Source organism: Agromyces protaetiae (assembly GCF_004135405.1).
GTDB classification, from domain to species: domain Bacteria; phylum Actinomycetota; class Actinomycetes; order Actinomycetales; family Microbacteriaceae; genus Agromyces; species Agromyces protaetiae.
The window spans coordinates 590,307-614,427 of record NZ_CP035491.1 but is presented as its reverse complement, the minus strand read 5'-3'; the positions used below and the strand labels follow the sequence as shown (position 1 = coordinate 614,427).

Sequence of the window (24,121 nt, the reverse complement as noted above, 5' to 3'; positions counted from 1 at the left end):
TCCGGCTCTTCCGCCCGTGTCCACCGAACGGGGGCCACTCGTCCACCTCGGGTTCACCTTCGGCAGGAACCGTGAAGCCGCGCTCCGCGCAAACCGAACACCCCTGGAAACACCCATCCGAAAGGCACTTCACCCTCACATGAAGACCACACACGAAGGGGGCTCGCGCGCAGCGCGTGCCACCCGTGCGGCGATCGCGACCGGCGGGCTCGTCTCGCTCGTCGCGGGCTCCGTCGCCTTCGGCGCGGTCGCGGCCAACGCCGCCGACCTGCCCGCGACGCTCATCGGACCGGCGACGAGCTGGAAGTACTCCGACAACGACACGAACCCCTCGCCCGGCGACGACCGCCTGCCGTGGACCCGCGACGGGTTCGACGACTCGGCGTGGAAGACGGGCGTGAGCCCCTTCGGCGCGAAGAACGGATCGGCGACGCCGAACCTCGGCTCGAAGTTCCCCGTCTCGACCGTCGTGAACCAGTACGCCGACCCCGTGGCGAAGACCGACGTGCGGACGTACCACTTCCGCTCGACGTTCGTGCTCACGGCCGCGCAGCTCGACGAGATCGCGAGCCTCACGGGCTCGCTCGTGTACGACGACGGCGCCCAGGTGTTCGTCAACGGCACGAAGGTCGCGGGCTTCGACGACGCACGCGTCAACGCGGCGGCTCCCGCCGACCAGAACCTCATCTGGGCCGGCAGCGGCGCGTCCGACCCGGCGCCCGGCACGTTCTCGGTGCCCGACTCGGTGCTCCACGCGGGCACGAACACGATCTCGGTCGCGCTCTACCAGGACCGCCCGACCTCGAGCGACATCTACCTCGACTTCAAGTCCCTCGTGCCCGTGGCCGAAGAGGCCGGCGCGGCGTCGATCAGCGACATCGTCCTCGGCGTCGGCGGCACCGAGAGCGAGCGCCTCGTGACGTGGTACTCGTCGGCCGACACCGCGCAGGTCGTGCAGTTCGCGCCGGCGGCGCAGGTCGTGGGCGGCGTCTTCCCGGCGTCGGCGACGACCGTCGCCGCGACGGGCGGGCCCACGACCAGCGGCGAGTTCAACCGCGTCGCCACGATCTCGGGCCTCGCGGCGAACACGGCATACGTGTACCGCGTCGGCGCCGAGGGCTCGTGGTCGTCGGTCGAGTCGTTCCGCACGCAGGCGTTCGAGGGCGACTTCGACTTCCTGTTCTTCGGCGACCCGCAGATCGGCTCGTCGGGCAACGTCGCGGGCGACGGGGCCGGATGGCTCGACACGCTCAACGTCGCGACGCAGGCCTACCCGAACACCGAGCTCCTGTTCTCGGCGGGCGACCAGGTCGAGCACGCGGCGAACGAGACCGAGTACGACGCGTTCCTCGCACCCGACCACCTGCGCGAGATCCCCTTCGTCGCGACGAACGGCAACCACGATGTCGGGTCGAAGGCGTACGAGCAGCACTTCGCGACGCCCAACACCGACCGCGCCGCCGGCCCCGGCAACGCCAGCTCGTCCGGCGGCGACTACTGGTTCATCTACAAGGACGTCCTGTTCCTCGACCTGAACTCGAACAGCCGCGACTACTCGACCCACATCCCGTGGCTCCAGCAGACGGTCGCCGAGCACGGCGACGAGGCGAAGTGGAAGGTGCTCGCCTTCCACCACTCGATCTACTCGGCCGGTCCGCACGCGACCGACTCCGACGTGGTCGACCGCCGCAACACCTTCCCGACGGTGATCAGCGACCTCGGCATCGACCTCGTCCTCCAGGGTCACGACCACAGCTATGCGCGCAGCTACCTGCTCCGCAACGGCGAGAAGGCGAACGCCGACGAGCAGGCGGGCGCCGACTCGGTCGTCGCCGGCCCCGGCGGCGTGCTCTACGTCACCGCGAACTCGGCGTCGGGCTCGAAGTACTACGGCCTGCAGGCGGGCGGCTTCCCGTGGCTCTCGGTCTCGAACCAGGAGAACGTGCGCAACTACACGGCCGTCGAGGTCACCGACGCGGCGATCACCGTCAAGACCTTGCGTTCGCAGGCGAAGGGCGACGAGAAGCCGGTCAACAGCGTCGTCGACGCGGTCACGCTCACGCGTGAGAACGACGGCACGGATGTCTCGGAGCAGGTCCAGGTGACGCTGCCCGACGCCGCTCCGGGCGAGTTCGCGTGGAGCATCGACGGCTCGAACGACCTCGTCGACCTCGGCACCGCGGTGCAGAACGGCGACGCGTTCGAGGCGACGGGCGAGATCAACCCGATCCGCGTGTCCGACACCCGCAAGGGCTCGCCCGTGTGGGCGATCTCGGCGCAGGCGGGCGACTTCGCCGCGGGCGGCGAGCACTTCTCGGGCAAGTACCTCGGCTGGACGCCGAAGGTCGTCGAGCAGGGCGGCGGCGCGAGCGCCGGCATCCCGGTCGGGTCGGGCTTCGACGGCGGCAGCGGTCTCGCGACCGCTTCGACGCTCGGTTCGGCCGTCGCCGGCCACGCGAAGGGCGCGGGCAAGCTCGGCGCCGACCTGTTCCTCAAGGTTCCGGTCGAGGCCGCTGTCGGCACGTACACCGCGACGCTCACGCTGACCGCGCTGAGCTGAGCATGATCCGGTCGGGGCGGGCACGACCCGCCCCGGCCGGACCCCTCGCCGCGAGGCATCCGCCCGAGGCGCGCACCCCGAGGCATCCGCTCGAGCCCCTTCCTCGAGACATCCGCACCGCTCCACCGATGAGGTTCCCCATGACCAAGCCCCGCCCCTCCCGCGCCGCAGCCCGAACCGGCGCGGCCTTCGTCGCGGCGCTCGCCGCGGCATCCGTCGTCTTCGCGGCGTCGCCGGCGCTCGCCGCCGACGCGACCGACCCGCTGAACTGGGGCGTGCGCACGGCCGACACCGCGCAGGGTGCGGGCCGCAGCAACTACGCGTACGTGCTCGACCCGGGCACGTCGCTCGACGACGCGATCGTCGTCTCGAACCACGGCGACACCGCCGTCGACCTCGACCTCTACGCGGCCGACGGCTTCACGAGCGACAGCGGGCAGCTCGACCTCGTCACGCGCGAGACGACCTCGACGGCGCTCGGCACGTGGATCACGCTCGACGAGCACACCGTGCACCTCGAGCCGCGCGCGTCGGTCGAGGTGCCCTTCCACGTCGCGGTGCCCGCGAACGTCATGCCGGGCGACTACGCCGGCGGCGTCGTGACATCGCTGCCGACGCCCGAGCAGCGCGAGGGGGTGAGCGTCGACCGCCGCCTCGGCATCCGCGTACAGCTTCGGGTCGGCGGCGAGCTCGAGCCTTCGCTCACCGTCGAAGACGTGCGGATCTCCTACGACGGCGCGTTCTCCCCGTTCGCGACGGGCGACGCGACGGTCACCTACACCGTGCGCAATACCGGCAACGCGCGCCTCGAGGGCGCGCAGCGGGTCGCGGTCGGCGGGCCCTTCGGGCTCTTCGCGGCGGAGGCGACGGATGTCTCGGGGCCGCCGGCACGGGTGCCTCGGAGCCGGATGCCTCGGGCGCCGTCACCGCTCCGGGAGCGCTCCCGGCCCTCCTGCCCGGAGAGACCTGGACGGGCACGGCGACCGTGCCCGCCGTCTTCGCGTCGGGACTGTTGACGGCGTCGGTCGTCGTCACGCCGGGGTTCCCGTCGGAGGGGTCGACGACGAGCGGCGGAGCGCTGCCCGACGTCGAGGCGTCGGCGACCCTCGTCGCCGTGCCGTGGTCGCTCGTCGCGCTTCTCGTGCTCGCGGGGATCGTGTGGGCGGCGATCGTGCTCGGTCGCAAGCGGCGCGCGCGCCGCGAGGAAGCGATGATCGAGGCGGCCGTCGCGGCGGCGCTCGAGGCGCGCGAGGAGGAGCCGACGCCCGTCGCCTGAGCGCTCGAGACGCGCGTACGCGGCGCGCTCAGGCCGTGCGCGGGAGCGTGGCGAGGATGACGTCGTGGTCGTCGATGACGGTCATGGTGTCGCCCTGCACGGTCGCCGAGTCGAGCCGCCCGAGGGTCTGGTCGCCGCCGGGGCACGCCATGAGCGTCGAGGCGACGCCCTTGAACTCGATCGAGCCGTCGTCGTCCTGCTCCCACGTGCCGACGAGCGCGTTGCAGCCGTCGCTGCCCGCGAGGGTGCCGTCGGCGCCCAGCACGAGGTGCGGCTGCTGCGGGTCGTCGGTGCCCCACGTGCCGACCGGGCCGGTGCCGGTGACCGCGGCGCTGTCATCGCCCGACGTCGAGTCGGGGGCGGGCGACGGGGTGAGCGTCGGCGGTACGGCCGCCTCGGGCGAGGCGGAGGTGCGCTCGAGCGTCGCGATCTGCGCCTCGTCGTCGGCGAAGACGGTCATCGTCGTGCCCGAGACACGGGCCGTGTCGAGGCCCGCGAGCGGCGTTTCGACGCCCGGGCACGCCATGCGGGTCGAGGCGACGTCGTTGAAGTCGATCTCGTCGGCTTCGTCGATCTCCCACGTGCCCATGAGGCGGTTGCAGCCGTCGCTGCCCGTGAGCGAGCCGTCGGCCGCGAGCGACAGGTAGGCCGCGTTCTCGGCGGTCGGGTCGCCCCACGTGCCGACGGGGTCGATGCCGCCGCCGCTTCCAGGTGTGGCGCAGCCGACGAGCAGCGCGGCGATCGCACCGGCGAGCGTCGCGGCGATGATGCCCTTGTTCATGGTTCCCGAGTTCCCCTCATGAGGCTGAGGATACGCGGATCGGCTGGAGAAATACCGAGTGAAGTTCGAGTTTGGCCCTCGCGCGAGGCGTCCGACCGGACCGGCTTCAGGCGGGGGCGGCGGCGGCTCGCGCGAGCGCATCCCGCACCGCGATGACCGCGGGCCGCCCGGCGCTCGCGATCCGCGCCGACGAGAAGATCTCGCGGTGCGGGTCGCCCGGCAGTGCCTCGAGCCGCACGCTCGGCTCCTCGCCCGCCCACACGAGGTCGGGCAGGAGCCCCACGGCGTTGCCCGAGCGGATGAGCCGGATGTGCGCGACGAGGTCGGCGGTCTCGAACCGCACGTCTGGCTCGAACCCCGCGGCGCGGCAGAGCTGCTCGGCCCAGCGGCGCGAGGCCGTGCCGGCGGGCTCCATGACCCACGCTCGGCGTGCGACCGCGCGCAGCGCGGCGGCCGGATCGCCGGCGCCCGTGCCGTCACCCGCACCCCGCGTCGAGCCCCGTGCATCGCCGCGCCCGGCCGGGTGCGGCGGCAGCGCGAGCCGGATCGCGTCGGCTGCGAGGGGCTCGCGGTCGAGCTCGAGGTGCATCGGGCGCGTGGTGCCCGGATACTGCTCGGCGACGACGAGGTCGAAGTCGCGCGCCACGACGTCGAAGAGCCCGGCCTCGGGCTCGGACTCGGTCACTTCGACGCGGAGCGACGGATGCTCCGCCGCGAGCAGCGAGAGGGCGCGCGGGAGCACGGCGTGCGCGGCCGACTGGAAGATCGCCACGCGTACCGTGCCGCCGACGGACGAGAGCGAGCGCGCGACATCCGCCTCGGCCTCTTCGAGCCGGTCGAGGATCGCCTTGCCGTGCTCGACGAGGACGAGCGCCTGCGGCGTGAGCTGCACGCGCCGGCCGACCTGCACGAGGAGCGGAACCCCGGCCTCCTGCTCGAGGAGCGAGAGCTGCTGCGACACCGACGACGGGCTGTACGACAGCGCTTCGGCGACCGCCGTGAGCGTGCCGCGACGGCTGAGTTCCACCAGTAGGCGCATGCGCCGGATGTCGAGCAAGACGCACCTCCGAGGCATCCATTCAATCATTCGGAGAACGTGAATGGTATTCTTCGGAATCATTCGCTGTACTGAATGAACGACGAACCGCACACTTGGTTCAAGACGCGCGATTCTCGGCGTCGCCGAACCGAAGGGCAACTACCGTCATGAGCATGACGAACGTCAGCGCAGGCCCCGCCGAGCGCACCGAACAGGTCGAAGGCCTCGTTCGCCGTTGGCTCGCCGAGAGCGCCCGATTCCCCGTCGACCCCGCCGCCGAACGTCTGGCCGGTGTCCTCAAGGATCCCAACGGTCTCGCGTTCACCGTCGGCTTCGTCGACGGCGTCATGCGCCCCGAAGACCTCGGCGTCGCCGGCCGCAACCTCGCCGAGGTCGCGAAGCTCGCCCCCGCCTTCCTCCCGTGGCATCTCCGCGCGGCCATCCGCCTCGGCGGCGTCGTCGCCCCCGTCTTCCCGTGGATCGTCATCCCGATCGCCCGCCGCGTGCTCCGCAGCATGGTCGGCCACCTCGTGCTCGACGCGACCCCCGCGAAGCTCGGTCCCGCGATCGCGAAGCTCCGCGAGTCGGGCAACCGCCTGAACCTCAACCTCCTCGGCGAAGCCGTCCTGGGCGAGCAGGAGGCCGACCGCCGACTCGAGGGCACCTACGACTTCCTCGCCCGCGAAGACGTCGACTACGTCTCGATCAAGGTGTCGAGCGTCGTGAGCCAGCTCTCGATGTGGTCCTTCGACGAAGCCGTCGCCAAGGTCGTCGAGAAGCTCACGCCGCTCTACCGCCTCGCGGCGCGCTCGTCGGCCGGCTCGGCGACGGGCTCAGCGACCGGGGCCAAGTTCATCAACCTCGACATGGAGGAGTACCGCGACCTCGACCTCACGATCGCGGTCTTCAAGGCGCTCCTCGACCAGCCCGAGCTCCTGAAGCTCGAGGCCGGCATCGTGCTGCAGACCTACCTGCCCGACGCCCTCGGCGCCATCCAAGACCTCACGGAGTGGGCCAAGGCCCGCCGTGCCAAGGGCGGCGCGCCCATCAAGGTGCGCGTCGTCAAGGGTGCGAACCTCGCGATGGAGCACGTCGACGCCGCCGTGCACGACTGGCCGCTCGCGACCTACGGCACCAAGCAAGACGCCGACACCAACTACAAGCGCGTGCTGCACTGGTCGATGACGCCCGACCGCATCGACGCCGTGCGCCTCGGCGTCGCAGGCCACAACCTCTTCGACATCGCCCACGCGTGGACGACCGCCAAGGAGCGCGGCGTCACCGACGGCGTCGAGTTCGAGATGCTCCTCGGCATGGCGACCGGCCAAGCCGCCGCCGTGCGCGGCGACGTCGGCCGACTGCTCCTCTACACGCCCGTCGTGAACCCCTCCGAGTTCGACGTCGCGATCGCGTACCTCATCCGCCGCCTCGAAGAGAACGCCAGTCAAGACAACTTCATGTCGGCCGTGTTCGAGCTCGCGAACGACGAGCGCCTCTTCCTGCGCGAACGCGAGCGCTACCGGCGCTCGCTCGAGGCGCTCGAAGGCGAGACGGATGACACGCCCGCGCCCCGCGCGAACCGCGTGCAGAACCGCCGCACCGAGTGGGCCGAGGGTCTCCCGGCCGCGCCCGCCTCGGCGTCGTCCTTCTCCGCATCCCCCTCCGACCACGCGGCCCCCGCGCCCGGCGGCCGCCACGACGACGAGTCGCTCACGAACGTCGTCCTCGGCTTCACGCGCGGCTCGACGGGCGACGACGCCGCGCCGACCGGCCCCGGCGTCACGCCCGGCTTCCGTAACGAGCCCGACACCGACCCCGCGATCGCCGCGAACCGCGAGTGGGGCCGTCGCATCCTCGCCCGCATCCCCGGCTCGACGCTCGGCGACGACACGATCGCCGCCGCGCAGATCGACGACCCGATCGAGCTCCAGCGCGTGCTCGCGACCGTCGCCGACGCCGGCAAGGCGTGGGGCGAGCGTCCCGGCGCGGAGCGCGCCGCGATCCTGCACCGTGCGGGCCTCGCGCTCGCGGCGAACCGCGACCGCCTCATCGAGGTCATGGCCTCCGAGACGGGCAAGACCATCGCCGAGGCCGACCCCGAAGTGAGCGAGGCGATCGACTTCGCGCACTATTACGCCGAGCGCGCCCGCGAGCTCGACAGGGTGCGCGGCGCCGTCTTCGTGCCGTCGAAGCTCACGGTCGTCACCCCGCCGTGGAATTTCCCCGTCGCGATCCCCGCGGGCGGCGTGCTCGCAGCACTCGCGGCCGGTTCGGGCGTCGTCATCAAGCCTGCCGGGCTCGCCAAGCGCTCGGGCGCGGTCATGGTCGAGGCGCTGTGGGAGGCCGGTATTCCGCGCGAGCTGCTCGCGCTCGTGCAGGTGGGCGAGGACGAGCTCGGCAAGGAGCTCATCTCGAATCCGCTCGTCGACCGGGTCATCCTGACCGGCGCGTACGAGACGGCCGAGCTGTTCCGCTCCTTCCGCGAAGACCTGCCCCTCCTCGCCGAGACGAGCGGCAAGAACGCGATCATCGTCACGCCGTCGGCAGACCTCGACCTCGCGGCATCCGACGTCGTGAAGAGCGCCTTCGGCCACGCCGGCCAGAAGTGCTCGGCCGCGTCGCTCGTGATCCTCGTCGGCTCGGTCGCGAAGTCCGAGCGCTTCCGCCGCCAGCTCGTCGACGCCGCGACGTCGATGCGCGTCGGCTGGCCCGAGGTCGCGACCACCCAGGTCGGCCCGATCGTGGAGCCCGCCCGCGGGAAGCTCCTCCACGCCCTCACGACGCTCGGCGCCGACGAGTCCTGGCTCGTCGAGCCGCGGAAGCTCGACGACGAGGGAAGGCTGTGGTCGCCCGGCATCCGCACGGGCGTCAAGGGCGGCTCGTACTTCCACCTCACGGAGTTCTTCGGCCCCGTCCTCGGTGTCATGCACGCGAAGGACCTCGACGAGGCGATCGCCCTGCAGAACGCGGTCGACTACGGGCTCACGGCGGGTCTGCACTCGCTCGACCCGGCCGAGGTCGCGACGTGGCTCGACAAGGTCGAGGCCGGAAACCTCTACGTCAACCGCGGCATCACGGGCGCCATCGTCCAGCGCCAGCCGTTCGGCGGCTGGAAGAAGTCGTCGGTCGGCGCGGGCGCGAAGGCCGGCGGGCCGAACTACCTGTTCGGTCTCGGCGACTGGCAGACCGACTCGACGCCCTCGTCGTCGTCGCTCCACCTTCGCGGCCTCGAGCGTCGCGTGACCGAGGTCATCGAGGCGTCGCAGTCGTCGCTCGAGTACGAGCAGTTCGAACGGCTCCGTCGCTCGGCGCTCTCCGACGAGGTCGCGTGGCTCGAGGAGTACGGCACGGCGAAGGATGTCTCGGGCCTCGGCGTCGAGCGCAACGTCTTCCGCTACCGGCCCGTGCCCGTGACGGTGCGCATCTCGGACGATGCGGCCCTCGTCGACGGCCTCCGGGTCATCGTCGCGGCGCTGCTTGCGAAGTCGCCCGTCGAGGTGTCGACCGCGATCGACCTGCCGGCGGGAGTGCGCAGCGTCCTCGCGCTGCGCGAGATGCCTGTGCGTCGCGAGGGGGATGCCACGTGGCTCGGCGTCCTCGCGAACCGCGAGCCGTGGGCGCACCGCATCCGCCTCGTCGGCGGCGACGCGCGCGCGGTCACGAAGGCGCTCGGCGGGCGGCCGGATGTCGCGGTGTGGTCGCACCCCGTGACCGCGTCCGGTCGCGTCGAACTGCTCCCGTTCCTCCGCGAGCAGGCCGTGTCGATCACCAACCACCGCTTCGGCAACCCGACGACGATCACCGACGGGCTGCTGTAACGCGAGTGTCCGCCGAGACCGGGTATTGACGGTAGGTTCTGCGCTCCGCGGTAGCGTCTGAAGTCCCGCCGACTGCAGAAGCTACCGTTCACGGGTCAGCGCTGCGACGACTCGGGCGCGGAAGGCCCGTCGGGGACCTCCCACTCCGCGTCGCTGGGCCAGCCCTGCGGAATCGTCCCGCTCGTCTTCCGGTGCAGCACACCGTCTTCGTCGACGCGCACGTGGAGCGTGCAAGTGACGCTCTGCCAGGTCGGCCCGCCGGCGAGCCATGCGAGGGCGTTCTTCAGGGGCCGGGTGCGCGCGCCCTCGTTCAGGCGCGCTACTCGCGCCCGCGGTTGCGGCGTCGCGTGCGCTTCGGCGCGCGGCCTCCGAGGAAGGACTCGCCGGGCGAGACGAGGAAGCCCTGCCGCAGCACCTCACGGCCGACGAGCATGCGGAAGCCCATCTCGTCGCGGTTCGAGAGGGTGACCTCGGCGGTCACACGCCGGCCCGTGAGCACGAGGTCGAGGAGCACGACGATCCGCTCGTCGACATGGCCCGACGAGCTGCGGATCTCCCGCCGATCGAACACGGGGCACTCGACCACGACGGCGTCTTCATCGGAGTTCTGCCACGGCTGCACGCCGAAGCGGACCCAGTCCTTGCGGCCGCGGCGGAACTCCTCGAGGTCGAACGCGTGCAGTGACGAGGTGCGCGCACCCGTGTCGATCTTCGCCTTGATCCAGGGGACGCCGATTTCGGGAAGGCTCGCCCATTCGCGCCATCCGGTGATGGTGCTTGAATGTATGGGCTCGCTCACTCGAACCATTCTGTCAGGGGCTCAATCTTGAAACTTGCGATCCTCTCGCGCGCCCCGCAGGCGTACTCCACTCAGCGCCTCAAGGCCGCAGCGCTCCAGCGCGGCCATCAGGTCAAGGTGCTGAACACCCTGCGGTTCGCGATCGACCTCTCGACGGAGGAGCCCGATCTCCAGTACCGGGGTCGCACGCTGAGCGACTACGACGCCGTGCTGCCCCGCATCGGCAGTTCGATCACGTACTTCGGCACGGCCGTCGTGCGCCAGTTCGAGCAGATGGACGTCTACACGCCGAACACGGCGAACGGCATCTCGAACGCGCGCGACAAGCTCCGCGCGAATCAGATCCTCTCGCGGCACAACATCGCGCTGCCGCCGACGGCGTTCGTTCGCAACCGCATCGACGTGCGCCCCGCGATCGAGAGCGTCGGCGGTGCGCCCGTCGTCATCAAGCTCCTCGAGGGCACGCAGGGCATCGGCGTCATCCTCGCCCCGCAGGTGAAGGTCGCCGAGGCGATCATCGAGACGCTGCACTCGACGAAGCAGAACGTGCTCATCCAGAAGTTCATCGCCGAGAGCCGCGGCCGAGACATCCGCGCCCTCGTCGTCGGCGACCGCGTCGTCGCGGCCATGCGCCGCGTCGCGAGCGGCGACGAGTTCCGCTCGAACGTGCACCGCGGCGGCAGCGTCGAGGCAGTGACGCTCACGCCCGCCTACGAAGAGGCGGCCGTGCGGTCGGCGCAGATCATGGGCCTCAAGGTCGCGGGCGTCGACATGCTCGAGGGCGCCGACGGCCCCCTCGTCATGGAGGTGAACTCGTCGCCCGGCCTGCAGGGCATCGAGACGGCCACGAAGCTGGATGTCGCGGGCGCGATCATCGACCACATCGCCAACCAGGTCGCCTTCCCCGAGATCGACGTGCGCCAGCGCCTCACCGTCTCGACGGGGTACGGCGTCGCCGAGCTCCTCGTCCACTCGGGCGCCGACCTCGTCGGCAAGACGCTCGGCGAGTCGGGCCTGTGGGAGCGCGACATCACCGTGCTGACCCTGCACCGCGGCACGACCGTCATCCCGAACCCGCGCAAGGGCGTCGTGCTCGAGGGCGAAGATCGCCTGCTGTGCTTCGGCAAGCTGGAAGAGATGCGCTCGATGATTCCCGAGCGGCGCAAGCGCCGGGCGCGTGTGCGCAAGCTGCCGAAGGAGCCGATCCCGGTTCTTGCGGAGTAGGGCGAAGGCCTCGGTGGTCGAGCGCGCCGCCGCCGGTGTGACCGAACAGCGGCGCGCGCTTTGCGGACAGTGCTCTCGTTCGCGCACCGGTGCCGAAGTGCCGCCCGCCCGAATCTTCCGCGACGGGCGCGCCGATTCTCGGAGCTTCTTCGGTCAATGGTGCCGAAGTGCCGGAGGTTCGGGCCCGATAGACTTCCCGCCCGAGCGCAGCGGGCTCCAGGTTTCGGGCCGACGGGAGCGCTCGCCGGTCGCGTCAGTCGCGCAGCTTGAGTGCGGCGCGCACCATGGCGAGGGCTTCGGATGCCTCGACGCCCAGCCGTGACATCCGTTCAGCGAAGTCGGATGCCGCGAGCTGCGCCTGCTCGTCGACTGGATCGCCGCTCGACGGCACGAAGGTGCCGTGGCGGCCGCGGGTCTCGACGAGCTGGTCGCGTTCGAGCTCGCGGTAGGCCTTGGCGACCGTGTTGACGGCGAGCCCGAGGTCGGCCGCGAGGCCGCGCACGGTCGGCAATCGGGTGCCTGGTGCGAGTTCGCCCGAGCGCACGGCCGCGGCGATACCCACCCGCACCTGTTCGTAGGGCGGCACGGGCGACTGCGGGTCGACGGTGATCATGCGGATGCCTCCGCCGCGTCCTCGGCGGCGAGGCGGCGGGTCATCCGTTCCGCCGGTCGACGCACGATGATCGCGAGCGAGTACGCCATCACCGCACCCCCCGTGACGACGCCGGTGAGGGCGCCGGCGAGGGTGATCCAGGCCGGCATGCCGGGGCTGCCCGACAGCGCCTGCGCGGTCGCGATGAGCGGATAGATCGCGAGCAGGAAGGGTGTGCTGTACACGTTGTTGATCGCGATCGCGCGGAGCGCGTCGTCCCAGACGAGTTCCTCGCGGTTCGCGGCGTGCTGGCGTCGTCGTGCGAGGGCGCCGGCAAGCAGGTCGGCTGCGACGAGCGCGGCGACCGCCGCGAGCATCGAGATCCCGGCCGAGGTGCCTGCGGGGTCGGGGCCGCCCGCGGCCAGCAGAACGGCCGTCGCGAGCGCCGAGAACGTGACGAGGATGCGGGAGCCGATGCGGACGAAGGGGTCGGCGTAGTCGGCTCGCGTGCGTAGGCGGGCAGTCGCGACGCGCGCCCGATCGGGGTCGAGACGGAAGCCCTCGACGACCCCGGCGACGCTCTCGCCGAACTGCTGGCAGGCGACCGCCGCCCACAGCGGCACCAGCGTGAGCAGCAGCGGCGCATCGGTCGGCAGCGCGAACGCGAAGCCGACGCCGAGCGCGGCCCAGAGTGGGATCGTGAGCAGTGAGATGCGCGCCTGCCGACGGAGCCGGTCGGCGATCCGGTCGCCCGTCTCGGCGCTCTCGACGTCGAGGCCCACTTGCCGTGCCACGCGGAGGACGGTGCGCACTTGGCTGTCGCCCCGCATGCGGATGCGGGCGCCCGAGCGGATCGCGATGCCGATCGCGTACACCACGATGCCCGGCAGCGAGACGGCGAGGGGGATCATCGAGTCATCCGAGTTTGTCGCATGACAAGCATTGTGCTGCGACAAACACGAGGCGTCAAGCGTCCGCCTCGCCCTCGCCGTCGTCGCCGACAGCGCGTAGGAGGAATTCGGCGGCGAGCCGGCGGCCGTCGGCGTGGCACCCGGAATCTCCTACGCCGTGCGCGGGGGAGGGAGGACGGGAGTACGGCGGGGGAGGGAGGACGGGAGTACGCCGGGGAAGGGGAGAGGACGGGGCAGGGAGCAGCGCCTACGTCCCGATCCGCAGCGCGGCCTCGACGGCGTGGACGGCGTCGTCGGTCGGCACCTTGAGCCGGCGCGCGAGCGCCGCGTACTCGGCCGCGGCCTCCTGCAGGCGGCGGTGCGAGGCATCCCCCTGCGTCGACACGAACGTGCCCGACCGGCCGCGCGTCTCGATGACGCCGTCGCTCTCGAGCTCTCGGTACGCCTTCGCGATCGTGTTGGGGGCGAGGCCGAGCTCGACCGCGAGCGCCCGCACGGTCGGCATGCGCTCGCCCGGCACGAGGCGGTCGTCCTTCACTGCCTCGACGACCTGCGAGCGCACCTGCTCCGACGCGGGCGCTGGGCCGCCGGCCGCGATGACGATGCGCACCGGCATCAGTCGCGCTGCCGGTTCACGAGCCGCGAGAGCACGATCGCGCTCTTCGTGTGGTCGACGTTCGGCGCGACGCGCACGCGTTCGAGGGCGTCTTCGAGCGACGCGATGTCGCGGGCGCGCATCTGCACGACGGCGTCGGCGCTGCCCGTGACGGTGCCCGCGTAGACGACCTCGGGCACGTCCTGCAGGATGCGCCGGAGCTCGTCGGGAGCGACGGTGCCGCGGCAGAAGAGCTCGACGTAGGCCTCGGTGCTCATGCCGTCGACGGCGGGGTCGACCTGGATCGTGAACGACCGGATGACTCCGTCGGCGACGAGACGGTCGACGCGACGCTTCACGGCCGAGGCGGACAGCCCGACGGACGACCCGATGTCGCCGTAGCCGGCGCGGGCGTTCTGCCTGAGCAGATCGAGAATCGCCCGGTCGAGGTTGTCCATGCTTCGTGAGTGTACGCGGGCAGCCCGAGCCGTCGCAGGCTCGCAGCGAAGGTGAAGCGTCCCCCAATTCGGGGCATACCCGGGAGAAACGCTCGTAGGCTGGATCGGTGAGACTCGAGACCCCCGTCAGAATCGGCGTCCAGGTTCAGCCCCAGCACGCCGAGTACTCCGCCATCCGAGACACCGTCCTGCGCCTCGAAGACCTCGGCGCCGACATCGTCTTCAACTGGGACCACTTCTTCCCGCTCTACGGCGAGCGGGACGGCCTGCACTTCGAGGCGTGGACGATGCTCGGCGCTTGGGCCGAGCAGACCGAGCGCATCGAGTTCGGCACGCTCGTGAACTGCAACTCCTACCGCAACGCCGACCTGCAGGCCGACATGGCCCGCACGATCGACCACATCTCCGCGAAGAACGGCGGCGAGGGCCGCTTCGTCTTCGGCACGGGCGCCGGCTGGTTCGAGCGCGACTACGACGAGTACGGGTACGAGTTCGGCACGCCGGGCACGCGCATCAAGGCCCTCGCGGGCGCGCTGCCCCGCATCCGCGAGCGGTGGGCGAAGCTCAACCCGGCGCCGACCCGCGAGATCCCGATCATGATCGGCGGCAAGGGGGAGCAGAAGACGCTCCGCATCGTCGCCGAGCACGCCGACATCTGGCACTCGTTCGTGCAGCCCGACGAGATCGCCCACAAGGTCGACGTCATCCGCCGTTGGGCCGACGAGGTCGGGCGGGATGTCTCGAGCCTCACGATCTCGAACGAGCTCGGCCGCGACCGAGACGACGATCGGGCCGAGGCCCTCTACGCCGCCGGAACGCGTCTGTTCACGGTCGGCATCTCAGGCCCCGGCTACGATCTCGAGCCCGTGAAGCACTGGCTCGCATGGCGCGACGCGAAGAACGCGCTCGCGGCGAGCGCCGCCTGACGGCGACGCCCGCCGGCTTCAGCGCTGCCTGACGTCGATCGACCCGTTGTCGGCGCGCAGCACGAGCTCGTGCTCGCCCGAGGGGTCGTCTGCGACCTGCGACCGGACGCTGCCGTTGTCGGTCTGCGCGTCGACCCGGAACGAGCCTGCAGGCACGGTCAGGATGATCTGCCCGTTCGAGGTCGTCGCGTGCACGTCCTGCGCGGTCTCGAAGTCGAGCTCGATGCGGCCGTTGTCGGTCTCGACCTCGGTGCGCGAGCCGGCGAGGCCCTTGCCCTGCACGAGTCCGTTGTCGCCGTGGACGACGATGTCGCCCGAGACATCCGTCAGCTCGACGCGGCCGTTGTCGGTCTCGAGGCGCACGTCCTCGGCGGTGCGCACGGTGATGCGACCGTTGTCGGTCTCGAGGTCGACGTCGCGGACGGCTTCGAGGTCGATGCCGCCGTTGTCGGTGTTGCCGCCGACGTCGATGTCCGCGGGCGCGGTGACGGTGTACGAGACGATGCAGCGCGGGCCGCAGCCGCCGAGCACGAGCTCGGAGCCTTCGACGCGGTGGGTGTCGCCGATCGTGCGCTCCTGGCCCCAGTAGCGGACGGTGCGCTCGATCGAGATGCCCGTCGCCGAGGGGTCGCCCGTGATCGAGACGGTGCCGTCGAGCCGGTCGAGTCGGATGCGGTCGACGCCCGCGGTCGTGGCGTCGTCGACGGTCGCCGAGTCGGATGTCTCGTGCAGCGGCCCGAAGTACGCGCACCCCGAGAGGGCGAGCGCGGTGAGCCCGAGGCCGGCCGCGAAGAGCGCGGTGCGGCGTGCGGTGGTGGTGTGCGCGTTCATGATCGTTCTTCCCCTTCGTCGACACCGAAGGTACTGAGCGGTGCGCGGGTGCGTCAGTGGGGGAGTCCCCCGGGTGGGTTCGGGAGAACCCCCGGATCGCGTGGTGGGGTTCCGGCCGGTCACTCGCCGACGATCGCCGCCCAGGCCAGGGTGCCGTCGGGTCGCCACAGCACGCCGACGGTGCCGTAGGGCTCCTCGTAGGTGCCCTCGACGAGGAGTCCGCTTCCGTTGAACTGGCCGAACTCCGTGCAGGTTTTCGCGAGGAGCTGGCCGGCGGCGAGGAGGACGCAGATGTCGACGCCGTTCTCCTCGCGTGCGGCGTAGACCTTGACGCCGTCGGCGCGTTCGCCGATGAGGCGGGTGCTCGCCGTCTCGAGGTCGAAACCGGCTTCGCCGCTCGAGCCGTCGGCCATGTGCGTCGGCACGTCGTCGGGCTCCTGCGGGCGGGTGAACACGCCGACCGCGCCCGTCGAGGCCACGGGGACGGGCGGCAGCGCGCCCGTGTACGAGTTGGTGAACGGTTCGGGTTCGGGCACGTCGGCGTCGGTCGCGTCGCTCGCGCCGGGGTCGTCGCCGCCGAGACGTTCGGTTGGGGTTCCGGATGCCCCGAGCCCCCAGCCGATCGTGAGGCCGACCGCGAGCGCCGCCGCGGCGGAGATCACGGCGGTGCGGTTGCGGCGGAGGAAGCCGACGACCCCGGCCGGTGCATCGGCGGCCTCCGGCGGATCGGCGGTCGCGGCGGCATCGGCGGCGTCGGCGGCGTCGGCGGCGGGGAGCGCGGTCAGCCTCGCCTCGCCTTCGCCGGTCGGTCCTTCGCCCGTCGGTTCCTCGACCGGAACCGCGAGGAGCGCTTCGAGTTCAGCGACGGCCGCGGCGCGCGCGGCGGAATCGGCGCCCGCGCCGTAGGCGGCGCGTTGCAGCCGGGCGATGCGATCGACGTCGCGGTTCGACATCCGACTCCGATGGGTTCTGCGGGTCGAGGTCAGGATGCCTCAGCCGCGGGGCTGCGGCAAGACCCGCCGTTCGGTCGGCGGGCTTCAGCCGACCGCCCAGCTCAGGTCGCCGTCGGGCTCCCAGATGACGCCGACCTGGCCGTAGGGCTGCTCGAAGGTGCCCACGATCGAGAGTCCTCCGGCATCGACCTGACCGTCGTTCGTGCACGTCGACGCGAGCCCCGATCCGACGCCGACGAGCAGGCAGACGTCGAGGCCGTTCGCATGGCGGGCGGCGAACGCGGCGAGCCCGTCGTCGCGTTCGGCGAGGAGCCGCGTGCTCGACGGGTCGAGATCCAGTGCGCCGAGGGAGCCCGCCGCGGAGTCGGCGAGGGCAGCCGGCACGTCGAACGCGGGGTCCTGCGGCCGATCGAACACCCGGATCATGGAAGTCCCGGCGACGGGTCGCGGAGGCTCGACCCGCCCGGTCGAGCTGCCGGACGCGATCCCGGCTGCGTCGAGCGGGCGACCGCCGGTCGGGTGTTCGGATGTCCCGAGGCTCCACCCGACCGCGAGGCCGACCGCGAGCGCGGCCGCAGCCGAGAGCACGGCGGCGCGGTGGCGGACGAGGAACCCGACGAGCCCGGCCGGCCCGCCGGGGCCATCCGCCTCGCGGTCGTCGTCCGCAGCGCGTGCGGACGCGGCATCCGGTTCTTCGCGACCCTCGACCGCGGAGACGAGCGCGTCGAACGTGAACGCCTCGCCGCCGGCATCGAGGCCCCGCGAGTCGCCCGCGATGTCGGCGCCGCCCGGCCGCTCGAGCGTCCCGACCGCCGTCGGCGCCGTGCGCGGCGAGAAGATGGCGGCGAGCTCGGCTGCGGCCTCGGCGCGGGCGGCGTCGTCGGACCCGGCGCCGTAGGCGATGCGTTGCAGGTGCGAGATGCGGTCGGCGTCGCTGTGGGGCATCCGTCTCCGATGCTCGCGGAAGGGCGGTAGGCGTTCCGCCAGGATGCCGCAGTCGTATCGCCGCGGGCAAGCGACCCGCCGGAGTAGGGTGACCGGCATGGGGGATATCGCGCCTGAGCGCGTCGAACGCGACACGACCGGCGACAAGGGGTTCTTCGGTCAGCCGCGCGCGCTCGTGCACATCTTCGGCGTCGAGATGTGGGAGCGGTTCAGCTTCTACGGCATGCAGGGCATCCTGCTCATCTACCTGTACTACTCGGCGACCGAGGGCGGGCTCGGGCTCGACCAGGGCGCGGCGGCGGGCATCGTCGGCGCCTACGGCGGCGGGGTGTACCTGTCGACGATCCTCGGCGCGTGGGTCGCAGACCGGCTCCTCGGCAGCGAGCGCGTGCTGTTCTACAGTGCGGTCGTCATCATGGCGGGCCACATCGCGCTGTCGCTCCTGCCGGGGTTCCTCGGCGTCGGCGTCGGGCTCGTGCTCATCGCGTTCGGCTCGGGCGGGCTCAAGGCGAACGCGACGAGCGTCGTCGGCACGCTGTACAGCGAGCACGACCCGCGCCGCGACGCGGGCTTCTCGATCTTCTACCTCGGCATCAACCTCGGCGCGTTCTTCGGGCCGATCCTCACGGGCCTCCTGCAGGGCACGTTCACCGCCGAGCACGGGTTCCCGCCCTCGCTCGGCTTCCACCTCGGGTTCGGCCTCGCGGCCGTCGGCATGGCGTTCGGCCTCATCCAGTACTCGTTCGGCCGCAAACGCCTGCCGGCCGAGGCATCCGCCGTTCCGAACCCGTTGCCCGCGAAGTCGTTCGGCATCGTGATCGGCATCGGCGTCGCGGCAGTGCTCGTCGTCATCGTCCTCGTCTACACGGGGGCGATCAACGCGCACAACCTCGTCGCGTGGGTCATCGGGGCGACGGTCGTCGCGACGATCGCGTACTTCGTCGTGATCCTCACGAGCCGAGCCATCACGGGCACCGAGCGCAATCGCGTCTTCGGATTCATCCCGCTCTTCATCGCGAGCGTCGCGTTCTGGTCGCTCTATCAGCAGCAGTTCACGGTGCTGACGATCTACAGCGACCAGAAGCTCGATCGCAACCTCTTCGGCTGGGAGATGCCGGTCTCGTGGGTGCAGTCGATCAACCCGATCTTCATCATCATCCTGTCGGGCGTGTTCGCCGCGATCTGGACGAAGCTCGGCGACCGTGCGCCGTCGACGCCGATCAAGTTCGCGCTCGGCACGATCATCATGGGCATCGCGTTCCTGCTGTTCCTGCCGTTCGCGGGCGGCGGGCCGAACTCGACGCCGCTCCTCGCGATCATCGGCATCCTGCTCGTGTTCACGATCGCCGAGCTGCTGCTCTCGCCCGTGGGGCTGTCGGTCACGACGAAGCTCGCGCCCGCGAAGTTCCACACCCAGATGGTCGCGCTGTTCTTCCTGTCGGTCGCGCTCGGCACGGCGATCGCCGGATGGCTCGCCGAGTTCTACTCGCTCGAGAACGAAGGCGTCTACTTCGGAGTGCTCGGCGCCATCGCGATCGTCTTCGGCATCGCGCTCGCCCTCGGCAGCCGCGGTGTCTTGAAGCTCATGTCGGGCGTGAGGTAGGCAGCCCGCTCCGGAGGATCGGTCGGGTCGCGGCGACGATCGGTCGGGCGGGGCATGGGGCGGATGCCTCAGGCTGAAGGCCGACCGAAGGAGAACCATGTCCGTCGACACCGCAGCCACCCCCGCGATCGCGCCGGGCGAGACGAGGACGCGAGCCGCCTGGCCCGCCGTCGTCTCGCTCGCGCTCGGCATCTTCACGCTCGTCTCGGCGGAGTTCCTGCCCGCGAGCCTGCTCTCGCCCGTCGCCGCCGAGCTCGGCCTCACCGAAGGGGCGGCCGGGCAACTGGTGACGGCCACGAGCCTCGCGGGCATCGTGAGCGGGCCGCTCGTCGTGGCATCCCTGCCGCGAGTCGATCGCCGCTGGGTGATGGCGGGCCTCACGGCGCTCGCGATCGTCTCGAACGTGCTCGTCGCCACGGCGGGGAACTTCGGCGTCATGCTCGCCGCGCGGCTCCTGCTCGGCGTCGCGCTCTCAGGCTTCTGGGCCATGTCGCTCGCCGTCACCGCCCAGCTCGTTCCCGCGCACCGGCTCGGGCGTGCCATGACGCTCGTCAACATGGGCGTCTCGCTCGCGACGATCGCCGCGGTGCCCGCGGGCGCGTACCTCGGGGAGATCCTCGGGTGGCGGGCGGTGTTCCTCTTCGTCGCCGCGGCCGGAGTCGTGACCCTCGTGGTGCAGCTCGCGACGCTGCCGTCGGTCGCGCCGAGCGGGGCGCCCGGATTCCGTGCCCTCGGGTCGACCCTCCGACGCAGGGTCGTCGCCCTCGGCATCCTCTCGATCGTGCTCATCGCGGGCGGCCACTTCATGGGCTTCACCTACCTGCGACCGGCGTTCGACACGATCGCCGGGCTCACGCCCGAGGGGCTCGCCGTGCTGCTCGCGCTCTTCGGCATCGCGAGCTTCCTCGGCAATCTCGGCGCGGGCTTCCTCGCCGACCGGCACCTCTCGGCGCTCGTGATCGCCTCTCCCGTCGCGATCGGCGTCGGGACCATCGCGTTCGCCGTCCTGCCGTCGAGCGCGGCGCTCGCCGGAGTGCTCGTGTTCGTGTGGGGGCTCGGCTTCGGGGCTGTGCCGACGATGGTGCAGACCTGGATGTCCCGGGTCGCGCCCGACCGCCTCGAGAGCGCCGGCGGCCTCGTCGTCGCGGCGTTCCAGATCGCGATCACCCTCGGGGCTGCGGTCGGCGGGCTCCTCGTCGACGCCGTCGGCGTGCAGGTCGCGCTCACGGTGGGCGGCGCATCCGCTCTCATCGGCGGGGCCGTGCTCAGCACGGCGCGCGCCGGGAAGCCGCGAGCCTAGGCGGTCGCGTGCACGACCGGTCGGCCCGCTGCGCCGTGCGCGTGGCGGGCCGACCGCTGCCAGCTGCTCGGTGAGACGCCCGCGTGCCGGCGGAACGCCCGGCTGAAGCCCGCGTCGCTGTCGTAGCCGAGTTCGAACGCGATCTGCGCGACCGCCCACCCGTCGCGGAGCATCCCCTCGGCGCGCTCCATGCGCACGCGCGTGAGGTACCGCGCGGGCGTCTCGTCGAGCGCCGTCCGGAACTGCTCGGCGAACTGCGAGCGCGACGCCCGGGCGAGCCGCGCGAGCGACTCGACCGTCCAGTGCTCGCCGGGCGCCTCGTGGATCGCGTCGATCGCTCGTGCGAGGTGCGGGTCGAGGGCGGCGGCGAACCAGCGGCGCGGCTCGTCGCAGCCGCGCTCGAACCAGATGCGCAGGGCGGCGGATGCCACGACGTCGGCGCTGCGGTCGAGGACCGTGTGCGAGCCCGGGCGTCGGTCGACGAACTCGCTCCGCATCGACTCGAGGAGCGACACGATGACGGGCTCGCGGGCGTCGAGACGGCACACGAACAGGACGGGCGGCAGCACGCGTTCGGTGCCGTCGGGGCTGTCGACCGCGAACGTCCCGGTGAGGAGCGAGCCGTCCTCGACGCCTGCGACCTCGACTCCGTCGGGGCGGGTGAGCATCGCGAAGTCGCCCGCGCGCATCGAGATCGTCTCGTCGCCGATACCGAGGTCGACCGAGCCGGAGAGCACGTAGTGGAACCGGATGCCTCCGCCGCCGTCGCGGGAGGAACCGCCCACGACGACCTCGCGCACGGCGACCTCGGAGAGATGCCAGCGGAGCCGTTGGAGCACGTCGTCGATGTCGCCGCCGGCCTGCGCGAGCGCCGGCGCAGTCGGCGCGGCCAACTGGATGGTCGGCGCCTGCGCGAGATCGGTCATGGGTGGTGCAATCGCGCGGGCGGCGCATCCATTCCCGCACGGAGCGGGGAACCGAGCTCAGCCGACGAGCAGCATGGGCTCCGCGACGAGCCTCCCGCGGGCCTGCCGGCGCGCCCCGACGAGGGCCGCGTCGGAGCCGAGCGTCGCAGCGGCGAGCAGCGGCACGCTCGCGAGCACGCCGCCGCCGATCGTCGGACGGTTCTCGCGGAACGACTTCTCGATGTCGCCCACGAGGCGCCCCCAGTACCCGCCGACGACGACGACGGCCGGGTCGAGTGCGGGCGCGACGGCCTGCAGGGTGCGCCCGATCCAGAGGGCGGCGTCGAGCCACGACCAGGTCGCGCGGTCTTCGGATGCCTCGAGGCGCACGAGGAGCTCCTCGAGTGCCGCCGTGCGGCCGCGGTCGGCTTCGAGCCGGGCGAGCCCCGCGCGCTCGATGACCTGCGACGGGTCGGCGACGGTCGCGAGGCATCCGCGCTGCCCGCACTCGCAGCGGCGACCGCTGGGCACGATGGGCAGGTGCGCGAGCGAAGCGGCGAGCCCGTGCCCGCCGCGGAGCGGCCGCCCGTCGACGATGATCGCCGACCCGATCGCGGTGTCGCCGTCGAGGTAGAGGAGGTCGCGGACGCCGAGCGCGTCGCCCTCGGCCGTGGCCGCCGCGATCGCCGCGGGGACGACGGTGACCGTGTCGCCGAGCGCGGGCACGCGGGCGCGGAGCTCCGCGGCGACGTCGATCGGCTCGGGCCCGAACCGGCCGCTGCCGACGACGACCTCGGGAGTCCCCGCGACCGAGCCGTCGACGAGCAGGGTCACGTCGGCGACCGGGAACCCGCCGCGGTCGGCGTACGAGAGCGCCCGGCGCAGCACCACCGAGAGGAGCTCGAGGAGCCCGCCGCGGTCGGCGACCGAGTGCGGTTCCCCGAAGCGCGCGAGTTCGGCTCCGTCGAGCGAGGCGACGGTCGCGATCGCGTCGTCGGCCGTGATCGCGGTCGTGACGAGCACGTGGTTGGCGGCCGCCAGGGCGAGCGGCGTCGCGCGGCCGTCGGACGAGGCATCCGCCTCTTCGGCGAGCACGCCGACCTCGAGGAGCCGAGCCGTCACCGCGGCGATCGCGCTGCGCCCGAGACCCGTCGCGGCCGACAGCTCGCTGCGCGTCGTGGGGCCGTGGTCGACGAGGTAGTCGAGCAGGAGCACGGAGTGCTGCAGTCTCGCGCCGTCGAACGGCGGGTGCTCGAAATCGTGGGACTCGTGGGACGAGGAATCGAGCGGCGTCATGCGGACAGCATGCGCTCAGGAGGCGCCCAGGGTCACGTACCCCGTTCGGGGGGTGCGGTTCGGCGGAGGCGTCGGAGGAACGCGTCGATGTGCTCGCCCATGTCGATCGACGGGTCCATGAGCCACTGCGTCTGCAGGCCGTCGGCCAGGGCGAGGAGCAGCGTCGCGGCGATCTCGGGGTCGACGTCGGGGGAGACCTCGCCGACGGTCTGAGCGCGCCGGATGCCCCGCGCGGCCGCCTCGCGGAACACGCTGTAGCGCTCGCGGAAGTAGGCGTGGGCGGGATGGTTCGGGTCGGTCGCCTCGGCCGAGAGGTTGACGTAGAGCTGCACGAGCCCCGGCACATCGGCGTTGTGCCGGATGAGGCGGCGGTAGCCCTCGATGGTGGGAGTGGGGGCTGCGGCTTCGGCCTCGCCGTCGGAGGCCGGCCCCGGGGCATCCGTCGCCTCCGTCGCGTCGTCGGACTCGACGAAGATGCCGCGGTCGACGTCGTCGCGCGCGCGGAGGATCTCGGCGAACAGCTCTTCCTTCGAGCTGAAGTAGTGCAGGAGGCCGGCTTGGCTGAGGCCGACGGCAGCGGCGAGCTCGCGGATCGATGCGCGACCGTAGCCGTTGCGGGCGATCACATCGAGCGCCGTCGCGAGGATCTCCTCCCGTTTCGCGACGCCTTTCGCGTAGGAACCCCTGGCTGCCATGGTTTCGAGTCTATGCGCGGCGCATCGGACCCGCCCCGGTGGTCAGGCGTCCGCGCGAACGCCCGCGAGCGATTCGAGCAGCGCGAGACCTTCGGCCCAGTCGCCGAGTCCGCTCGCGCCGTTGAGATGACCTCGGGCGCCGACGAAGACGATCTCGGCGCCGACCGCGGCGGCGAACGCGCGGCTCGCCGCGGGCGAGCTGAACGGGTCGTCCTCGCTCGCGACGACGAGGGCCGGCGTCCCGAGCAACGACGGGCGGATGTCTCGGAAGGTCGCCGCAGCCGCGGGGAAGGTCGGCCCGTCGACGTCGGGCGGGGCGACGAGGAGCGCGGCGCGCACCGCGGGGGCGTCGGGTGCGGATGCCTCGGCGATCGTGCCGAGGGCGTCGACCGACGCGAGGCATCCGAGGCTGTGCGCGATCACGACCGCGTCGGCGCCTGCGGCGTGGAGCGCCGTCGTGAGGGCGGCACGCCAGTCGTCGCGATCGGGTGCGCTCCACGACGTCGGCGCGAAGCGCACGAGCGCCGGGTCGGCCGCTTCCCACCGGGTCTGCCAGTGGGTCTCGCCCGAGCCGTCGATGCCGGGAACGACGATGCCGCGCATGGGATGCCCCT

At 71.9% G+C, this 24,121-nt stretch carries 22 protein-coding genes; 8 read left to right on the top strand and 14 right to left on the bottom strand.

Going from position 1 to position 24,121, the window contains the following annotated elements:
- Nucleotides 1–139 precede the first annotated feature (139 nt).
- The 3 genes from ET445_RS02800 to ET445_RS02790 all read left to right on the top strand — a co-directional run bounded on the left by ET445_RS02800 (nucleotide 140) and on the right by ET445_RS02790 (nucleotide 3,836).
- On the top strand, nucleotides 140–2,560 hold the full coding sequence (locus ET445_RS02800; RefSeq protein WP_129188642.1) for a fibronectin type III domain-containing protein: 2,421 nt from the start codon (nucleotides 140–142) through the stop codon (nucleotides 2,558–2,560).
- Between the two features lie 140 nt (nucleotides 2,561–2,700).
- On the top strand, nucleotides 2,701–3,576 hold the full coding sequence (locus ET445_RS02795; RefSeq protein WP_165314275.1) for a WxL protein peptidoglycan domain-containing protein: 876 nt from the start codon (nucleotides 2,701–2,703) through the stop codon (nucleotides 3,574–3,576).
- Entirely contained in the window at nucleotides 3,546–3,836 is a 291-nt protein-coding gene (locus tag ET445_RS02790; protein WP_129188637.1) for a hypothetical protein, read from the top strand. Before ET445_RS02795 ends, ET445_RS02790 begins: the two co-directional genes overlap by 31 nt.
- Nucleotides 3,837–3,864: 28 nt before the next feature.
- On the opposite strand, the gene ET445_RS17520 is transcribed toward ET445_RS02790, so the two are convergent.
- Complete coding sequence (locus ET445_RS17520; protein WP_208008508.1) at nucleotides 3,865–4,617, bottom strand: META domain-containing protein; 753 nt, start codon at nucleotides 4,615–4,617, stop codon at nucleotides 3,865–3,867.
- A gap of 106 nt (nucleotides 4,618–4,723) precedes the next feature.
- Nucleotides 4,724–5,674, bottom strand: a complete 951-nt coding sequence (locus ET445_RS02780; protein ID WP_129188635.1) for a LysR family transcriptional regulator — start codon at nucleotides 5,672–5,674, stop codon at nucleotides 4,724–4,726.
- 155 nt (nucleotides 5,675–5,829) lie between these two features.
- Between ET445_RS02780 and ET445_RS02775 the strand changes: the two genes are divergently transcribed.
- Nucleotides 5,830–9,474, top strand: a complete 3,645-nt coding sequence (locus tag ET445_RS02775; RefSeq protein ID WP_341769730.1) for a proline dehydrogenase family protein — start codon at nucleotides 5,830–5,832, stop codon at nucleotides 9,472–9,474.
- Nucleotides 9,475–9,793: 319 nt separating this feature from the next.
- Here the strand turns inward: ET445_RS02775 and ET445_RS02770 are convergent, their stop codons facing one another.
- Entirely contained in the window at nucleotides 9,794–10,282 is a 489-nt protein-coding gene (locus tag ET445_RS02770) for an ATP-dependent zinc protease family protein (RefSeq protein WP_129188631.1), read from the bottom strand.
- Between the two features lie 18 nt (nucleotides 10,283–10,300).
- Here ET445_RS02770 and ET445_RS02765 point away from each other — a divergent pair, with 18 nt between their 5' ends.
- Nucleotides 10,301–11,497: a RimK family alpha-L-glutamate ligase gene (locus tag ET445_RS02765; protein ID WP_129188628.1), complete on the top strand. Its 1,197-nt coding sequence runs from the start codon at nucleotides 10,301–10,303 to the stop codon at nucleotides 11,495–11,497.
- 253 nt (nucleotides 11,498–11,750) lie between these two features.
- Here the strand turns inward: ET445_RS02765 and ET445_RS02760 are convergent, their stop codons facing one another.
- The 4 genes from ET445_RS02760 to ET445_RS02745 all read right to left on the bottom strand — a co-directional run bounded on the left by ET445_RS02760 (nucleotide 11,751) and on the right by ET445_RS02745 (nucleotide 14,053).
- A complete protein-coding gene (locus tag ET445_RS02760) occupies nucleotides 11,751–12,110 on the bottom strand; it encodes a GntR family transcriptional regulator (protein WP_129188626.1) in 360 nt (119 codons plus the stop codon).
- Nucleotides 12,107–13,000, bottom strand: coding sequence for a hypothetical protein (locus tag ET445_RS02755; protein WP_129188624.1), 894 nt, complete (start codon nucleotides 12,998–13,000; stop codon nucleotides 12,107–12,109). The genes ET445_RS02760 and ET445_RS02755 overlap by 4 nt, the downstream gene beginning before the upstream one ends.
- Nucleotides 13,001–13,247: 247 nt before the next feature.
- Nucleotides 13,248–13,610 (bottom strand): GntR family transcriptional regulator, encoded by a 363-nt coding sequence (locus ET445_RS02750; RefSeq protein ID WP_243695302.1) that lies wholly within the window; start codon nucleotides 13,608–13,610, stop codon nucleotides 13,248–13,250.
- 5 nt (nucleotides 13,611–13,615) lie between these two features.
- Nucleotides 13,616–14,053, bottom strand: a complete 438-nt coding sequence (locus ET445_RS02745; RefSeq protein ID WP_129188620.1) for an Lrp/AsnC family transcriptional regulator — start codon at nucleotides 14,051–14,053, stop codon at nucleotides 13,616–13,618.
- 107 nt (nucleotides 14,054–14,160) lie between these two features.
- Here ET445_RS02745 and ET445_RS02740 point away from each other — a divergent pair, with 107 nt between their 5' ends.
- Nucleotides 14,161–14,979, top strand: a complete 819-nt coding sequence (locus ET445_RS02740; RefSeq protein ID WP_129188618.1) for an LLM class F420-dependent oxidoreductase — start codon at nucleotides 14,161–14,163, stop codon at nucleotides 14,977–14,979.
- Between the two features lie 18 nt (nucleotides 14,980–14,997).
- On the opposite strand, the gene ET445_RS02735 is transcribed toward ET445_RS02740, so the two are convergent.
- The 3 genes from ET445_RS02735 to ET445_RS02725 all read right to left on the bottom strand — a co-directional run bounded on the left by ET445_RS02735 (nucleotide 14,998) and on the right by ET445_RS02725 (nucleotide 17,708).
- The gene (locus ET445_RS02735) at nucleotides 14,998–15,810 is read right to left on the bottom strand and encodes a DUF4097 family beta strand repeat-containing protein (RefSeq protein WP_129188616.1); all 813 of its coding nucleotides are present in this window, start codon (nucleotides 15,808–15,810) and stop codon (nucleotides 14,998–15,000) included.
- A gap of 119 nt (nucleotides 15,811–15,929) precedes the next feature.
- Nucleotides 15,930–16,763: a hypothetical protein gene (locus ET445_RS02730; RefSeq protein WP_129188614.1), complete on the bottom strand. Its 834-nt coding sequence runs from the start codon at nucleotides 16,761–16,763 to the stop codon at nucleotides 15,930–15,932.
- An 84-nt stretch (nucleotides 16,764–16,847) separates the two neighbouring features.
- Nucleotides 16,848–17,708 carry a hypothetical protein gene (locus ET445_RS02725; RefSeq protein WP_129188612.1) on the bottom strand — a complete coding sequence of 287 codons (861 nt, stop codon included), beginning with the start codon at nucleotides 17,706–17,708 and terminating at the stop codon, nucleotides 16,848–16,850.
- A gap of 97 nt (nucleotides 17,709–17,805) precedes the next feature.
- On the opposite strand from ET445_RS02725, the gene ET445_RS02720 reads away from it, so the two are divergent.
- Both ET445_RS02720 and ET445_RS02715 read left to right on the top strand, forming a co-directional pair.
- Entirely contained in the window at nucleotides 17,806–19,311 is a 1,506-nt protein-coding gene (locus ET445_RS02720) for a peptide MFS transporter (protein ID WP_129188610.1), read from the top strand.
- A gap of 97 nt (nucleotides 19,312–19,408) precedes the next feature.
- Complete coding sequence (locus ET445_RS02715; protein ID WP_129188608.1) at nucleotides 19,409–20,611, top strand: MFS transporter; 1,203 nt, start codon at nucleotides 19,409–19,411, stop codon at nucleotides 20,609–20,611.
- Here the strand turns inward: ET445_RS02715 and ET445_RS02710 are convergent.
- Genes ET445_RS02710 through ET445_RS02695 form a run of 4 tightly spaced genes read right to left on the bottom strand, consistent with a single transcriptional unit; the run spans nucleotide 20,608 to nucleotide 24,110 of the window.
- Entirely contained in the window at nucleotides 20,608–21,537 is a 930-nt protein-coding gene (locus tag ET445_RS02710) for a helix-turn-helix domain-containing protein (RefSeq protein ID WP_129188606.1), read from the bottom strand. The genes ET445_RS02715 and ET445_RS02710 overlap by 4 nt on opposite strands.
- A gap of 57 nt (nucleotides 21,538–21,594) precedes the next feature.
- Nucleotides 21,595–22,812 (bottom strand): ROK family transcriptional regulator, encoded by a 1,218-nt coding sequence (locus tag ET445_RS02705; protein ID WP_129188604.1) that lies wholly within the window; start codon nucleotides 22,810–22,812, stop codon nucleotides 21,595–21,597.
- Nucleotides 22,813–22,844: 32 nt separating this feature from the next.
- A complete protein-coding gene (locus tag ET445_RS02700; protein WP_129188602.1) occupies nucleotides 22,845–23,507 on the bottom strand; it encodes a TetR/AcrR family transcriptional regulator in 663 nt (220 codons plus the stop codon).
- Nucleotides 23,508–23,549: 42 nt separating this feature from the next.
- Nucleotides 23,550–24,110, bottom strand: a complete 561-nt coding sequence (locus ET445_RS02695) for an RBBP9/YdeN family alpha/beta hydrolase (protein WP_129188600.1) — start codon at nucleotides 24,108–24,110, stop codon at nucleotides 23,550–23,552.
- Between the last annotated feature and the right edge of the window lie 11 nt (nucleotides 24,111–24,121).